General features: G+C 41.5%; 15 protein-coding genes. 1 reads left to right on the top strand and 14 read right to left on the bottom strand.

Annotated features, from left to right (window positions below):
* Positions 1–40: 40 nt before the first annotated feature.
* The 13 genes from EHS13_RS05630 to EHS13_RS05570 all read right to left on the bottom strand — a co-directional run bounded on the left by EHS13_RS05630 (position 41) and on the right by EHS13_RS05570 (position 11,982).
* Complete coding sequence (locus tag EHS13_RS05630) at positions 41–1,330, bottom strand: hypothetical protein (protein WP_155699421.1); 1,290 nt, start codon at positions 1,328–1,330, stop codon at positions 41–43.
* A 92-nt stretch (positions 1,331–1,422) separates the two neighbouring features.
* Positions 1,423–2,763, bottom strand: coding sequence for an O-antigen polymerase (locus EHS13_RS05625; protein WP_155699420.1), 1,341 nt, complete (start codon positions 2,761–2,763; stop codon positions 1,423–1,425).
* On the bottom strand, positions 2,708–3,904 hold the full coding sequence (locus EHS13_RS05620; protein ID WP_155699419.1) for a glycosyltransferase family 4 protein: 1,197 nt from the start codon (positions 3,902–3,904) through the stop codon (positions 2,708–2,710). The genes EHS13_RS05625 and EHS13_RS05620 overlap by 56 nt, the downstream gene beginning before the upstream one ends.
* The gene (locus EHS13_RS05615; RefSeq protein WP_155699418.1) at positions 3,901–4,989 is read right to left on the bottom strand and encodes a glycosyltransferase family 4 protein; all 1,089 of its coding nucleotides are present in this window, start codon (positions 4,987–4,989) and stop codon (positions 3,901–3,903) included. The genes EHS13_RS05620 and EHS13_RS05615 overlap by 4 nt, the downstream gene beginning before the upstream one ends.
* Positions 4,986–5,816: a glycosyltransferase family A protein gene (locus EHS13_RS05610; RefSeq protein WP_155699417.1), complete on the bottom strand. Its 831-nt coding sequence runs from the start codon at positions 5,814–5,816 to the stop codon at positions 4,986–4,988. The genes EHS13_RS05615 and EHS13_RS05610 overlap by 4 nt, the downstream gene beginning before the upstream one ends.
* A gap of 4 nt (positions 5,817–5,820) precedes the next feature.
* Positions 5,821–6,756 (bottom strand): glycosyltransferase family 2 protein, encoded by a 936-nt coding sequence (locus EHS13_RS05605; protein ID WP_162462972.1) that lies wholly within the window; start codon positions 6,754–6,756, stop codon positions 5,821–5,823.
* Positions 6,701–7,726, bottom strand: coding sequence for a polysaccharide pyruvyl transferase family protein (locus EHS13_RS05600; RefSeq protein ID WP_162462971.1), 1,026 nt, complete (start codon positions 7,724–7,726; stop codon positions 6,701–6,703). The genes EHS13_RS05605 and EHS13_RS05600 overlap by 56 nt, the downstream gene beginning before the upstream one ends.
* Positions 7,704–8,429 (bottom strand): sugar transferase, encoded by a 726-nt coding sequence (locus EHS13_RS05595; protein WP_155699414.1) that lies wholly within the window; start codon positions 8,427–8,429, stop codon positions 7,704–7,706. The genes EHS13_RS05600 and EHS13_RS05595 overlap by 23 nt, the downstream gene beginning before the upstream one ends.
* Positions 8,430–8,441: 12 nt before the next feature.
* Positions 8,442–9,335, bottom strand: a complete 894-nt coding sequence (galU, locus tag EHS13_RS05590) for a UTP--glucose-1-phosphate uridylyltransferase GalU (protein ID WP_155699413.1) — start codon at positions 9,333–9,335, stop codon at positions 8,442–8,444.
* 17 nt (positions 9,336–9,352) lie between these two features.
* Entirely contained in the window at positions 9,353–10,045 is a 693-nt protein-coding gene (locus tag EHS13_RS05585) for a CpsD/CapB family tyrosine-protein kinase (protein WP_155699412.1), read from the bottom strand.
* A complete protein-coding gene (locus EHS13_RS05580) occupies positions 10,026–10,775 on the bottom strand; it encodes a YveK family protein (protein ID WP_155699411.1) in 750 nt (249 codons plus the stop codon). The genes EHS13_RS05585 and EHS13_RS05580 overlap by 20 nt, the downstream gene beginning before the upstream one ends.
* A 272-nt stretch (positions 10,776–11,047) precedes the next feature.
* Positions 11,048–11,572 carry a tyrosine-type recombinase/integrase gene (locus tag EHS13_RS05575; RefSeq protein WP_155699410.1) on the bottom strand — a complete coding sequence of 175 codons (525 nt, stop codon included), beginning with the start codon at positions 11,570–11,572 and terminating at the stop codon, positions 11,048–11,050.
* A 209-nt stretch (positions 11,573–11,781) separates the two neighbouring features.
* Complete coding sequence (locus tag EHS13_RS05570) at positions 11,782–11,982, bottom strand: YwbE family protein (RefSeq protein ID WP_155705232.1); 201 nt, start codon at positions 11,980–11,982, stop codon at positions 11,782–11,784.
* Between the two features lie 98 nt (positions 11,983–12,080).
* On the opposite strand from EHS13_RS05570, the gene EHS13_RS05565 reads away from it, so the two are divergent.
* Positions 12,081–12,482 (top strand): CBS domain-containing protein, encoded by a 402-nt coding sequence (locus EHS13_RS05565; protein ID WP_155699409.1) that lies wholly within the window; start codon positions 12,081–12,083, stop codon positions 12,480–12,482.
* A 345-nt stretch (positions 12,483–12,827) separates the two neighbouring features.
* Here the strand turns inward: EHS13_RS05565 and EHS13_RS05560 are convergent, their stop codons facing one another.
* Entirely contained in the window at positions 12,828–13,619 is a 792-nt protein-coding gene (locus EHS13_RS05560) for a sugar phosphate isomerase/epimerase family protein (protein WP_155699408.1), read from the bottom strand.
* Between the last annotated feature and the right edge of the window lie 12 nt (positions 13,620–13,631).

Below are 13,631 nucleotides of genomic sequence, written 5' to 3'. Positions count from 1 at the left end.
TTATATCCCCGCCTATGGCGTTATTGCTCTAATAGAGCACCTATACTTTATAGCCCTTGAACTGCTTTTTGACAAACATGAACCAAGAAGGCGGCAGCTTTTTAACCCAGGCTTCGAGCTTGCTTTTATGCTTCTTCAGCCGCTTGATCTGAACTTGCTGCATCCAATGAAAGAAGGGGACGTACCTCAAAGGTACATGCCCTAGCTGTTGAAAGCTACGTGATTTGAGCTTATCCCACTCGACATAAGCATAATCCAAATGTGATGACCAGGCTGGAATAATCACACTCTTATGCCCTTCAAGGATTTCTGTTGTCAACTTAAAACCATGTTCATTGGGGTCAATCCCTTCAAGCAGCAAGCCAATAGCTGTTCGGGCACACTTCTCACATTTACTGCAATTTCCATAAACTGGACTGCGCCAGCACACCCGAATTTGCAGAGAGGAATCCTCTGTGCGAATATAGTCAGCGATTAGCTTTACTTTATCCTGCCGCCATAGTTCAAGCGCCTCAAGGTTAACATGAGTGCCCGACCATTTAATTTTGTTGTCAAACAAATGACTGCAGCCGTGTGTCCTAATTTTCGATTGTTCGGTTGGCACTGCGGAAGGAATATAAAATTGTGAAATATTATTCACATAAGCTAAAGGAGCAACCAAACCAATCAAACCTGTAGAATGCTGGACCCCGTGCCACCAGCTGCTCATATGTCGACCAAAATAATAGGAGATCATCCCCTCATTAATGAACGTATGAAGGTTAGATTTAATAAACAAGCTTTCAATTTCATTACGTTCACCGAATTGCTTAACGTTGTTCTTGAGCTCGAACCAGAACTCCGGTTGGTTTAAGAGAACATCCGCTCCCCAAATCGTTACAAAATAAGGCTTCTCCTGCTTCTTGCGAATAAAGGTAGCCAAGGAATCTACACCTGCGCTATAGAACATGGCTGAACGTGGTTCTTTAGTTGTCGGCCGCTCGCTGTCAACCAACCGTTCAACATGCAGCTTGCCCGCGAATCGCATATCTGGGTACATGGTTTGATAAACCTGCTTAAGGGATTGCAAGCTGCTATAATAAAGACTATCGAGCTCTTTAATGTAGACCTCAGCATTCGTCGCCCAAGCGAGAGGCATTAAGTTAGCTAACAACGGGATGCCTAACAAGCCTATTGGCACCTCACTAATATCTATTTCGTATTCGGCAAAAAATGACTCGTCCGTGAAGAATTTGCGAACCTCTGAGCCGTATTCTACTGTGTAGCAGACTTTGTTGGTTTCTTCTACATAAATATTCTCAATTCGTATGCTTCTGGATCTCACTGACATAGTTAATCCTCCTTATGTACTTCTGATTTAAAGCTGCTGAAAAGCTCATTTAGAAAAAAGAACCGATATGCTCTGTTGCAGAGGTATAAGTACTATGATCTTCGTGCAGATGTGCCCCTCATATGCTTTGGTACATATACCACTTCCACTCCGCTCCGCTCGGTCACCTTTTCTGTAAATCTTCTCGGTCGCTTTTGTGCTTCATAAGATAAGAGCAAATAACGTACTCCCATGTAGAACAAGGGGTAGAAAGCACGAACATCGAATAGGTAGGGGATTCGATAGATTTCGAGAAGTGAGATGAATACAATGGGATATACAATTATCCAGCTGAATTCATAGTTCTTTAAGCCTTTGTAAGCTAGGCCAATGACGGTTCCAAAAACGATGGCATAGAAGATATACAGATAGCCTGCATCCTGAAAGATACTGCCGAAAAAGCCCATATTGGTGTAATCCGGTGCCGAGTAAATACTATTTTTCACATTCAGAAAGGCTTGTTGGCCTTCTTTGCTGCCCGTCATAATTCCCAATTTGGAATTAGGCTCACTGGCAATTACACTGAGAATACTGCTGAATAAAAGCTGGGGAAAGCCTACTATTCGGTTAGAAAGATCGACCATTGCCATCGAATGGTTCACGCTTGAAGATATATAATCTGCGAAGCGACTGAAGCCATAGGAGTAAATTCCTCCTTGTGCAACACCCGTTTTCGCATAGTAAGAATAGCTCCTCAATCCTTCTGCTACTGAGAAAAAGATGATAAATGAGGTCATTCCGAGTATTATTTTTGTCAGCGTCAAGCGGATTTTGTGAAAAAAAATCGCCATTACGAGAATAGGAATCACCACTTCCATCATGGCTAGCCGTTCCGAGAAGAACATTCCGCGCAAGACTCCAGGGAATAAGATGAATAACCAAATGAACCAACGTCCTTTGTTTTTCAATCCAAAAACATAGAGAGCATACATACCCGCAGCGAGTATACCAAGCTGAGTCAGAGTTGTTACACCGGACATCGTCGTTTTATTGACAACGGTTAGCTTGAAGGTCTCGAAATCACGATTCAGAATGACCATCTGAAATAAAGGACCAACACCTTTTAAAACAATCATCCGAGCGATCCACAACAATTGGGCCGCCATAGCAATCGATGCAAGGATCATCGCCTCTTTATAAATGCTCTGCGATTGGGTGCCTTTTTCAGAGCGGAACTGCTCGAGAGTTAGTGGTTTTTTGGCGGTAATTCTCGTTTTCTCCACAATAAAGGCTGTCGCAAGGATAATTATGAAAAAAAGGCTGTAATTGAAGATCGCTGTAAATGAAACGTATTTCTCATAGGAGAATAATGGCTCATAGAGGGCCCAGATTAACGTGCTAATCGAAATTGCCAAAAAAACGAGTAGCCGCGGATTCATCAAACTCAGATTCACGTGTCCCACCTCCCTGGGCGATAGTAAATTGAAACATCTGCTCGTTCACAAAATGCTGGAAGTTGTAACAAAAAATCTCCGTTGAGAACTGTAAGGCATGCATGCGGCAATTGTAGGGTAAAATTTCAGCTTGGTGCTTTTCAAATAGCTTGACGGCTTCGACAATAGAATCTACCGTTTGTTCTTTAAAAAAGATTCCTGTCGGATGTTCCATCCCCAGACCCCTTATGGTCTCAAGCAGTCCCCCTTTACCATAAGCAATTACAGGCGTTCCACTAGCTTGAGCTTCCACAGGCATGATGCCGAAATCCTCTTCTGCTGCAAACACGAATGCTTTAGCTTCGCGCATATACTTCTGCAATACCTCATCAGGCTGGTAGCCGAGAATCCTGACATTAGCAGCAGCCTTCGCTTTTACCTTCGCATAATCTGGACCATTGCCAATAACAATTAGCTTCTTATCCGGCATTTCAGCAAACGCCTCGACAATTAAATCTATCCGCTTGTAAGGCACTAATCGTGAAGCGGTTAAATAATAGTCCTGCTTTTTCTCTTCCAACTGAAATTGATTTACGTCCACTGGCGGGAATATAACCGTTGCTTGCCTGCGATATATTTTCCAAATACGATTGGCAATAAATTGTGAATTAGCTACTATGGCGTTTACGCTATTCGCTGTTCGACTATCCCAGAGACGAATTCGGTGCAGGATCCATTTAGCAATGCTTCCTTTTAAACCATGACTAAGTCCCGATTCCTTCAGATATTGATGCTGCAAATCCCATGCATAACGAATAGGAGAATGTATGTAAGAGATATGAAGCTGATCCGGACCGGTTATGACACCTTTCGCTACAGCATGGGAGCTTGAAATGACTAGATCGTAACCAGATAAATCAAATTGCTCAACGGCCAGCGGCATCAAAGGTAAATAAAGCCGATACTTGCTTCTAGCGAAGGGTAGCTTTTGAATAAATGAGGTTTGTACGGTTCTGTTCCCAATAAATCCACGCTGCTCGGGAGTTAAAAAATCAACTATGCTGAACAAATCTGCTTGAGGATACAGCAGCAAAAGCTGCTCCAAAACCTTCTCAGCTCCCGCATAAACAACGAGCCAATCATGAATGATGGCTACCTTCATGCGCCAGCCACCTCCTCGATGACATGAAACATTCGCCTTGCACAGGTTTGCCAAGTAAATTGTTTTGCACGTTCCAAGCCTTTTAAGCGCATGTTTTGCTGCAGGTCTGGATCATTCATCAGTCTTTCAATCTGAAAAGCCATATCCATAGGGCTATAGGGGTTGCAATATAAGGATGCTTCTCCACAAACCTCAGGGAGTGAGGCAGCGAGCGAAACAATGACTGGAGATCCGCATGTCATCGCCTCCAATGGCGGCAAGCCGAATCCCTCATAAAACGAAGGGAAGATAAAACAAGCGGCATGCTCATAAAGCGTTTTTAGCTCCACGTCGGAAACGTAGCCCAAGAGCTTAACCTTATCGGAGGAGGGGATCGCCAAATTGCCAAAAACCCTCGCATTCGTACCACCTGCAATAACGATTTCATAATCTACATTTTGCAGCAGCTGAAAGGCTCGCACGATATTAGCAAAATTTTTGCTAGGATTCATACTGCTTACAGCTAGAACATAACGTTTGGAAAGCAATTGATGCTGAGCGAGAATTCGTTCATCCGCTATAAGCTCCAGCATGTGCTCCTTGCCTCCATTAACTATGCTTATTTTGTGTGCTTTTATATGGCAATGCTGGATCAGCTGGGTTTTGGAAAAATTCGAAACGGTCACAATTTTGCGAGAAAATAATCCTAATGAGGTTTGAATTAGCTTATAAAACAACCTAAATGCCATTGAAAAAGAGTCCGGATTAACAAAAACGGCGGTATCATGGATCGTTGCAATTTGTTTGCGCTTTAGCATCGGACCTGTATTACAGAGGTTGAGCAGCAAGCTTCCTTTGGTAAAGAAGGGCAATAAGAGCTGCTCCCAAAAGTGTCCACTAGCAAACCCGATTTTTTTCAGCGTAATATGTCGTAGATTCGGCTCATACAGCACTTGTTTAGGGGATAATAGGATGAATTGATAAACAGTCCTATCAATTTCCCCCTCCTCCAAAAGAGCATCCAAGGCCTTAACAAATTCATGAGCATAGCGCTGAACACCAGTAGTCGTTTGGGTTAAGAAACGCGCATTAATATAAATCTTCATAGCATACCCCTTAACCTACCGCGAAAGGTATTCCAGTAATAGTGTGATTTCGGCAGCTGAAAAGTGGAGCTATATAGCATCATCCCAAGAAAAGGGCGAATTAAGTATCTTAGCTTAAAATGAAAGTTGTAACCATGCTTACGTACAACTCTGCCAAAACCACAACCATACCGATAACCACGAGAAATCACCTGCGGAGAGTAACGTACCAAGGGATTCGGATGATTGATAGTGAACGTTGCGCTATAGTAAACTTGATGGTTGCGAATAGCCCGCAGTACATAATCCGTCTCTTCACCAGATCCATAAATCGTTTTCGCGCCAACACCAATTTCTTCATCAAATTCACCAATTTCTTCACAAACCTGCCTGCGGAAAAATATCGTAAACGAAATCGCTCTGCGCCAAACATTAATTGAATCTACAAGTCCGGAGGTTTTATCATATTTACCAGCAGCATCGTGGCCTTTGCCATCAACAGCACGACCAGTAATCCCACCATATTGTGGATATTGCTGAAATAACTTATAAGCACTTTCTAGAGCCAAACGATCATACCAACAGTCATCATCAGGGAATGAGACGAAATCTCCGCTTATATGACGCATCCCGACATTTCTGGCTAATGACAGCCCTTTTTCAGATCGCAAGTGAATTAAGCTGAACTTGGCTCTGTATGCCTTAATCAATGGAATTAAACGATCATCCTCATTCTGATCCACAATGATAAGCTCAAAGTTGCGATAAGTCTGCTGATCCAAAAACATCAGGAACCGTTCGACCTCTACATAACGTCCCAAGGTAGCCATAATTAACGAAAACTTCATTGCCTCACCCCCTTTCTGATAGTGTCGTTTTTATCAGTCGATTTACAATAAAGCCGATTGCTCTTCCATATCCTTTGACCCGAAAATGTAAGCTCTTCTTTAACACTGCGCGAATAAAAAGCCCGCATGCTGTCCAAAGCTGATAGATATAATGTCTGGCTTTGGCATTCTTTATTACCAGCAAGTGGTAATGGTTAACAATTTCTGTGTACGCTACCTGCTCTTCATGATCACGCGAGGCAGCTGATTGGTTGTGCTTGACCGTTAATTGCGGACTGATAATCAGCTTGCCTTTTTGCCGAGCCACATGGGATAAATAAATGTCCTCACCTAAGCTATAGCTCTTTAGCCAATCCACTACTTCAAGCTTATCAAGCGCGCTTTTGCGAAAAGACATGTTGCAGCCCAAGAGAAATTCCGTAACAAAATCCTGTTTACTTGCTAACCACCCTGACATCGAGCCTCCATAACCACTTGCAGACAATTTGCCTGTAACACCAGAGCTATATAGAAAAAAGCGTCCGAATAAGCTCCACGCTATACCCGCTGGTTCAATTAGCCGATCCATGCCGCCAATCCCGCTAATATCTGCATCATCCTGATAAATCTGTACTAAACGAGTTAGATAATCTGCATCCAGTTCAACATCATCGTCTAGGAATAACAGCAGCTCATAGCTCGAGACTACAAGACTTTCTATACGGGAGAAGAACAAGCCAGGCTGGAGCTTCTTATGATATCTGAGCTCGATCGGCGTATTCTGAATGATCTCGGAAAGTCTTATTAAATGGGCTATTGTTAAATCACCATCATCCATAACCAAAATTTCGATTGGATTGGCCGGAAGTTTTTGCTTAGCGACCGACGATACACAATGTATCAGATCATCCGGACGATGGCGTGTACAAATCGCTATGGTTAGTCCTAGATGAGGATGCATGCTCGTCTCCTTCCAAGTCTTCACTAATGACGAATGTTGCATGAGGCAAAGTATAGGTCCATGCTTGATAATAACTGCTATTCTTGCCGTAGGAATTATCCAGCAACAAATTAGGTTTATCCAACAGACAAGCTAATATATGCCCGTGTAGTCTTGAAGTAACCACCTGTCCAAAATCATTATACAAATGTATCGCTTTGATAATTAAGCGATCTGAAATCGTGTACCAGATTTGCTGTAATGGCATTATGTTCCCTAAAAGGCGATTGACTTGAAACAGCTTAACCATCAATCGAATGGTAGTAACATCCCAATAATTAAGCAGCTGTGGCCAATCCATTGTCTTGTCGCACTGGAAGGAGTTCATACCCTCTACCCACTCATCATCAGTCCGAAAAAGTCCAATAATCTTATTTGATCCATTAAGCGGCTTTTGCAAAGGATAAAGCTGATGTGCCATATCAGGTGATAGCTGCACATGATTTAAATAATGTTTAGCGCGATCATAAGAGAATTGATCTCGTACAAACAAATGTAAATCTGCATGCTCACTTAACAATTGCATCGATTGCCGTTCCTTTAGCTCATTCTTGAAATGAATCGTTTGGGGCAGGATAACGATTCGATTATTCGGATAAGTGATTGTTATTCTTTCTCTGAAGCTTTGAAAGTGCGGATATAAATCCCCAAAGTTGCCTCCACCCTGACAAACTATAATCCAATCTTCTGGAATCTGCAGGGTAAATCTAAAGTTGGCAATACTGAATCGTTTCTCCACAATAATCTGATAATCCTTAAAAAATTGTTCCGTCCCTTTCATAATTAATAAATCACCAATATTCTCGTAGACTGGGAAATCTACATAAACAATCTGGGAGTTGGCGGGAATTACTTTACTAATTACAGCCAATTTGGCTTTTATCGATTCCATTTGATTTTCATTGGCTTTAAAATGCATTTTTCGAACCAAATATCACACCTGCCGTTTTCACAATAATTTGTATATCGATGAAGATGGATTGCCTTTGGATATAGATTAAATCCAATTCGACCATTTCGCTGAAGCCAATATTACTTCTTCCGCTAATCTGCCACAAACCTGTACAGCCAGGCGTGACAAGCAATCGTTGCTTATCATATGCTGTATATTCCTCAACCTCTCTTGGCAAAGGAGGTCTTGGACCTACTAAGCTCATTGCACCCATCAGCACATTCCAGAGCTGCGGAAGCTCGTCAATACTCGTACGACGAATGAACTTGCCAATCCGTGTTACTCGAGGGTCATTCTTCATTTTGAACATCGCGCCACTTACTTCGTTCTGATCTAACAATCCAACCAATAAATGCTCAGCATCCGTTACCATGGAACGAAATTTATAAGCATAGAACTGCTTCTCATTCTTTCCAACTCGTAATGACTTGAAAATAACTGCTCCTTTTGGTGATTCAAGCTTAATCAGCAGCGCAATAATCAAAAAGAATGGGAAACCTATGACTAATCCACTGATAGATCCAATCACATCGATAAACCTTTTGAGGAACAAGTAAAACCGGACGTCGGAAGCAATAACTTGATTTACGGTTGGATTGTAATGATACCTTCCTGATCGTTTGGGTTGAGTATAGGCTAATCTGCTTTTTTGTCCAGAAATCGAACGCTCCGTTTTACTCATTGAATCCCCCTCTTACCCTAGCAGCCTTATTTTTTTCTCGCGGAGCAGCACTTCTTCTAATGCGACTATCAACGGACCATACAGCTCTTTGTTTTGCAAAGCAAAATCCAATGTTGTCAGAATAAACCCTAGTTTTTCACCTACATCATAACGTTTCCCTTCAAAATGATAGGCATATACATCTTGAATCAGACTTAGCTGCTGAATGGCATCTGTCAGTTGAATCTCACCACCAGCTCCTTGCATATGTAAATCGAGAAATTGAAAAATTTCAGGAGTGAGAATATACCGCCCCATAATCGCCAAGTTAGAAGGCGCCTTGCCTTTTGGTGGTTTTTCCACCATGCCTGTAACCTTATGCAATCGTCCAAGCTTTTCCTTGGTTTCGATAATCCCATATCGGCTTGTCTGATCATCAGAAACCGGTTGAACCCCAATTACACTGGATCCTGTTTCTTCATATTTGTTCATCAATTGCAGCAAGCATGGTGTTTCCGACTGAACAATGTCATCTCCTAGTAAAACGGCGAATGGTTCATTGCCAATAAATCTTCTTGCACACCAAATGGCATGCCCTAAGCCTTTAGGCTCTTTTTGACGGATATAATGAATATCTACAATATTGGAAGCATGCCGTACCTCTCGCAGCAGCTCCAGCTTTCCATTCTCGAACAAATTCTGCTCCAGTTCAAAAGCATGATCAAAATGATCTTCAATCGCACGCTTCCCTTTACCTGTTACGATAATAATGTCTGTAATTCCTGAAGCAACTGCTTCCTCTACAATATATTGAATGGTTGGCTTATCGACTATGGGCAGCATCTCTTTAGGCATAGCCTTGGTTGCTGGTAAGAATCGTGTTCCCAACCCTGCAGCAGGAATAATTGCTTTTTTAATCTTTATCATGGTAAAACTCCTCTAATTCAAATTTTTCGCTGTGCACCCGTATAATGGTAATAGCTGATCTTGGAGTTGGGCTTTGTATCGTTTAACACACTGCCAATAATCCTGATCTGAAGCTGATCCAAAAGCTGCTTGGCCTGGAGCATATCATCCTCCTTAAGCATGCCAGCACGAATGACTAGCAGAACACCATCACTATGCAAAGCCCACTCCGAGCTTTCCGTTACGGCAAGCAAAGCTGGCGAATCAATCAGGATAATATCGTAATCCTTTTTTAGCGATTCAAGGAGATTAGTCGTTTGTACGGAAGCAAGCGGGTCCATACTATGTGTCGGATAAGGTCCTGATGGAAGCAAGGACACATTACGAACTCCACTCTCTTTAATCGCTTGCTCGACCGGGCAAAGTCCCGCGAGAATACTAGTGAACCCCAATTTATTTGGAACCGCGAAAATTTGATGGATCATCGGTTGATGTAAATTACCATCAATGAGTAGAACCTTTTGCTCTGCTTGCCCATAGGCGATAGCTAAATTTATCGCTGTCGTTGTCTTGCCTTCTAAAGGTAATGCTGAGGTAACCACAATTATTTTTGTTTGCTTCTCCGCTGACAGGTGATCGATTTTATGGCGTAAAGTGCGATATTTATCGGCGGCTGCGGACATGGGATCCAAATCCGTAATTGTACTGCGACTAATGAATAAGCTTGGCACGAGCTGCTTCACCTCCTTGCTTAACAGGAGCTGGTGACTTCAAGAGTTTCATAGATTTTTTCTTCATGTGCACGCCAGAAATCAATGGGGCTTCACCAAGCATTCGCATTACATCTGCCTCCGTTTTAAGTGTGCGGTCAAAATAATCAAGCAGGAACACTAACAAAACTGCTAGAAATGCTGCTATTACAACTGTTACAAAAAGCACAACTATCAAGCTAGTTTGCATCGGTTCCGTTGGTTCATTTAAGGATGCTTCGTTGAGGATATTGACATTATCCACATTCATAATCACGGGCAAGCTCTCCTTAAACACATGTGCAATGGCATTTGCCATTTGGGCAGCTAGCTGATACGAAGTATCCGTAATGGAAATACTCATCACTTGGCTGTTTACTGCCGAGGTTACCTTCATCAAGGAGGCAAGCTTGCTTGTGGTGAGCTTGAATTGCGGATTCTGCTTTATTACCTCTTGTAGAACGGGCTCTGATTTAATCAACTCCTTATAGGTATTAATTAGCATGATATTGGCACCCACTGTGGTTGTATCAATAAGCTGCTGACCATCAACTATGTTCGTTTTGTTTACGATTAGCTTGCTAACTGCCTGGTAAGTGGAATGGCTGGTTTGGATGAATAATGCTCCCGACAGTGTGCAGGAAATCAAGACAATCAGAACAATTAACCCCAGTCGTTTGTAAATCATTTTTAAGTAATCCATCAATTCCATAACGTCCCCCAATCAAAAATCATTGTATAATAGGCTTTTCAACCGATACATTTAGTATCATATAATTTAAATTTAAGCTACATTTTGTATCTTGTCAAGCGTATTTTTATAAGCCGTTAAGTCTTTATTCTAATTAGGCTTATTAGTGAATATTGAATGCGCTTTTATGATAAGTTGTTTTTTTCGGGTGATTCCAAAAAAACAACTCCCTTCCCTTGTCTATTTTACAAGCCAAGTGAATAGGAGCTGTTTAATTATCATGGGTCCGCCAACTATTGGATGGCCACACAATGGTCGTCCACCCCTATGTAACGCAGCGTAATGGATGGTGCTGAATGATTGAATAAATCCCTTAAAGCGTGTACATTTTTTGTTCTTTGGTAGTAATGATAACCATAGGTTTTACGAAGAGTGTGTGTACCAATGTCAGTTAAACCAACGAGCTTACCGGCTTCACTAAGAATACGATAGACGCGAATGCGTTTGATCGGATTCCCAGTACGTTGAGAAGGAAATAAATAATCTTCTCCGTTCTTGTTCTTAATGTACTCGATAATCCCTTTTTTTAGCTGCATGTTGAGGTAGAATGTCTTCTCTTTACCCGTTCGTTCTTCTTTGACTCGAATCACGGTTTTATCCTTCAAATCCTTCACACGCAATAATAAAATATCGCTGAGATGGATACCTGAATTGATCCCGATGGTAAATAGAATCCAATCACGCAAAGACTGACGTCTGAGAATGTCTTGGATTTGCTCTATTTTTGCATAGTCTTTAATAGGTTGAACGACCTGCATGCATATTCTCCCTCCTAACTCACGAAATTTGATTAACGAATGATATACGTATCTGATACATTATGTATCATCTCGAATTATAGCACAGCCTTGGAGAATTGCGCTATACTGTTTTATTCTTATTTTTTAAATTTTTAAAGAGGCGTCCTTCATGAACAAAGGGCAAACTGAATTAATATCATTAGCTTGCCCTTTGGTCTCTGATGATATTAATTCGGCTTCACAATATCCTGCACTCTTCCCACTTGCCCGTTGGTTAATCTGACTTTAATGCCATGTGGATGATTGAGTGAATTCGTAAGAATATCTTTGACAATCCCTCGTGTCTTTTTGCCGGATTTTTGATCTTCCTTCAATACAATATCGACTTCAATCCCCGCTTGAATATTGACTCTCTTCTGACCTTCCATCATATGGTTGCTCCTTTTATTTGGAATTGCTAGGCTGTTTAACTATAATAGAACTATAAGATTGTTCATACACAAAGACTAAAGGAGTCACTTTCCCCATGAAAATCGCCTTTTTCCTACTACCTAAAATTGAAGTCGTTTGTTTAACACCACATTTCACTTTACGCCAAACCCTAGAAAAAATGGAGCATCACCGTTATACAGCGGTCCCTATTTTAAACGATAATGGCAGCTATCATGGCACTGTAACAGAAGGGGATTTATTATGGTTTTTCAAAAACAATGAAGAGCTTTCCTTCGAAAATGCACACCGTCATACTCTTTCTGAGGTAACTTTACGCTTATCCAATCAAACCGTACAGATTGACTCCAATATGGAGGATTTAATTCGAATAGCTAAGGTACAGAATTTTGTCCCTGTTATCGATGATATGGATAAGTTCATTGGCATCGTTCGCAGAAGCGATATTATCGAATATTGTGCAGGCAAAATGTTCTGACATAGCATGCAGCATTCAAGTAACGTAATTAACTATAGGTATAAGTTCTATAAGGTATGTTACTTGATCAAAGCTTTCATTGCAAAATTATAATAAACACGCTACAGCATTCTCGAATGTAAGCGTTTTATTAAATGCTACATCCAAGCCACTATATTAAGAAATTGCTGGGGTTTTTACCGTAAAGAAACGATGGCTCCAACTATTATGAATGACTTGGATAGCAAAGCATCATACTCATTATCCAAAGTTAGCAGTTTGTATAATTTCCTAGACAAAAAATAAACCAATAGAGCCAGAACTGGCTTTATTGGTTTATTATTATTTACAGATACTTGGCTAATTCTATCCCTTTAAACGCTTCGCCATCCATAAGCAGACTTCCCACAGATCAGCAACTGGTTGATTGGTGAATGGCAGAGTATGCATATATCCTGGAGGTCCAAATTCGGGTGTTAGTGTAATGGGAGATGTGTGCTTGGCATCCCATAAATCGACGATTTGCTGCCACCAGCCTTCGTGTGTTTCCAATTCATGTTTGTATTCAGGAGCAGCCGGATGAGGAACCTGAGGTCCTTCGGCATAACCAACCCGACTATGGATATGTATGGTTCTTTCAAAAGCCAGCTTAAGATTATCAGCTTGATCCTCTAATAAAGATTCAGCAACACAGCACCAATGGCTGAAATCTGCTGTGATTTTCAAGTCCGGCAAATCCTTCAAAAGCTGGGCAGTTCCCCAAGGAGTAAACATGGCCCGACCGCGGTGAGTCTCATGCCCAACCTGAATGTTAAGAGCTTTTTCCGCAACAAGCGCTTGTGCATAAAACTCCAATTGCTGATCATAAGGCATTGAATCCTTAGCGCTATGAGCATTAATAAATAAGGGCTTGAAGGCTGCTGCCTGCTCGATTTGCTGTTGAAATGAAGCGAGGTGGTCCTCTCCACCAGTAAATACCATAGCGATATAATCAAACTGATATTTACTTAACAGCTCACGAAATTGCTGCTCATTCTCTTTACTGGGAAGTGGAGCTTCAATCCCCGTATAACAACCAGCAGAAGCAATCTTTGCAAATTGCTCCTCCAGTTTCATGTTTTCCATTCCCCAAAGTGCTTTGATTAGTTTAATGTTCAATTTCAGCAATCT

The sequence above is a fragment of the Paenibacillus psychroresistens genome (genome assembly GCF_009728935.1).
Lineage (GTDB): Bacteria > Bacillota > Bacilli > Paenibacillales > NBRC-103111 > Paenibacillus_AC > Paenibacillus_AC psychroresistens.
The sequence above is the reverse complement of the archived record's forward strand: the minus strand, read 5'-3'. Positions and strand labels throughout refer to the sequence as shown.

Bases quoted from the DNA above. Each gene is read 5' to 3' on its own strand.
- EHS13_RS05605 (WP_162462972.1), bottom strand. From the start codon at position 6,756: ATGCATCCTCATCTAGGACTAACCATAGCGATTTGTACACGCCATCGT.
- EHS13_RS05615 (WP_155699418.1), bottom strand. From the start codon at position 4,989: ATGAAGATTTATATTAATGCGCGTTTCTTAACCCAAACGACTACTGGT.
- galU (WP_155699413.1), bottom strand. From the start codon at position 9,335: ATGATAAAGATTAAAAAAGCAATTATTCCTGCTGCAGGGTTGGGAACA.
- EHS13_RS05565 (WP_155699409.1), top strand. From the start codon at position 12,081: ATGAAAATCGCCTTTTTCCTACTACCTAAAATTGAAGTCGTTTGTTTA.
- EHS13_RS05620 (WP_155699419.1), bottom strand. From the start codon at position 3,904: ATGAAGGTAGCCATCATTCATGATTGGCTCGTTGTTTATGCGGGAGCT.
- EHS13_RS05630 (WP_155699421.1), bottom strand. From the start codon at position 1,330: ATGTCAGTGAGATCCAGAAGCATACGAATTGAGAATATTTATGTAGAA.
- EHS13_RS05575 (WP_155699410.1), bottom strand. From the start codon at position 11,572: ATGCAGGTCGTTCAACCTATTAAAGACTATGCAAAAATAGAGCAAATC.
- EHS13_RS05570 (WP_155705232.1), bottom strand. From the start codon at position 11,982: ATGGAAGGTCAGAAGAGAGTCAATATTCAAGCGGGGATTGAAGTCGAT.
- EHS13_RS05595 (WP_155699414.1), bottom strand. From the start codon at position 8,429: ATGAGTAAAACGGAGCGTTCGATTTCTGGACAAAAAAGCAGATTAGCC.
- EHS13_RS05610 (WP_155699417.1), bottom strand. From the start codon at position 5,816: ATGAAGTTTTCGTTAATTATGGCTACCTTGGGACGTTATGTAGAGGTC.
- EHS13_RS05580 (WP_155699411.1), bottom strand. From the start codon at position 10,775: ATGGAATTGATGGATTACTTAAAAATGATTTACAAACGACTGGGGTTA.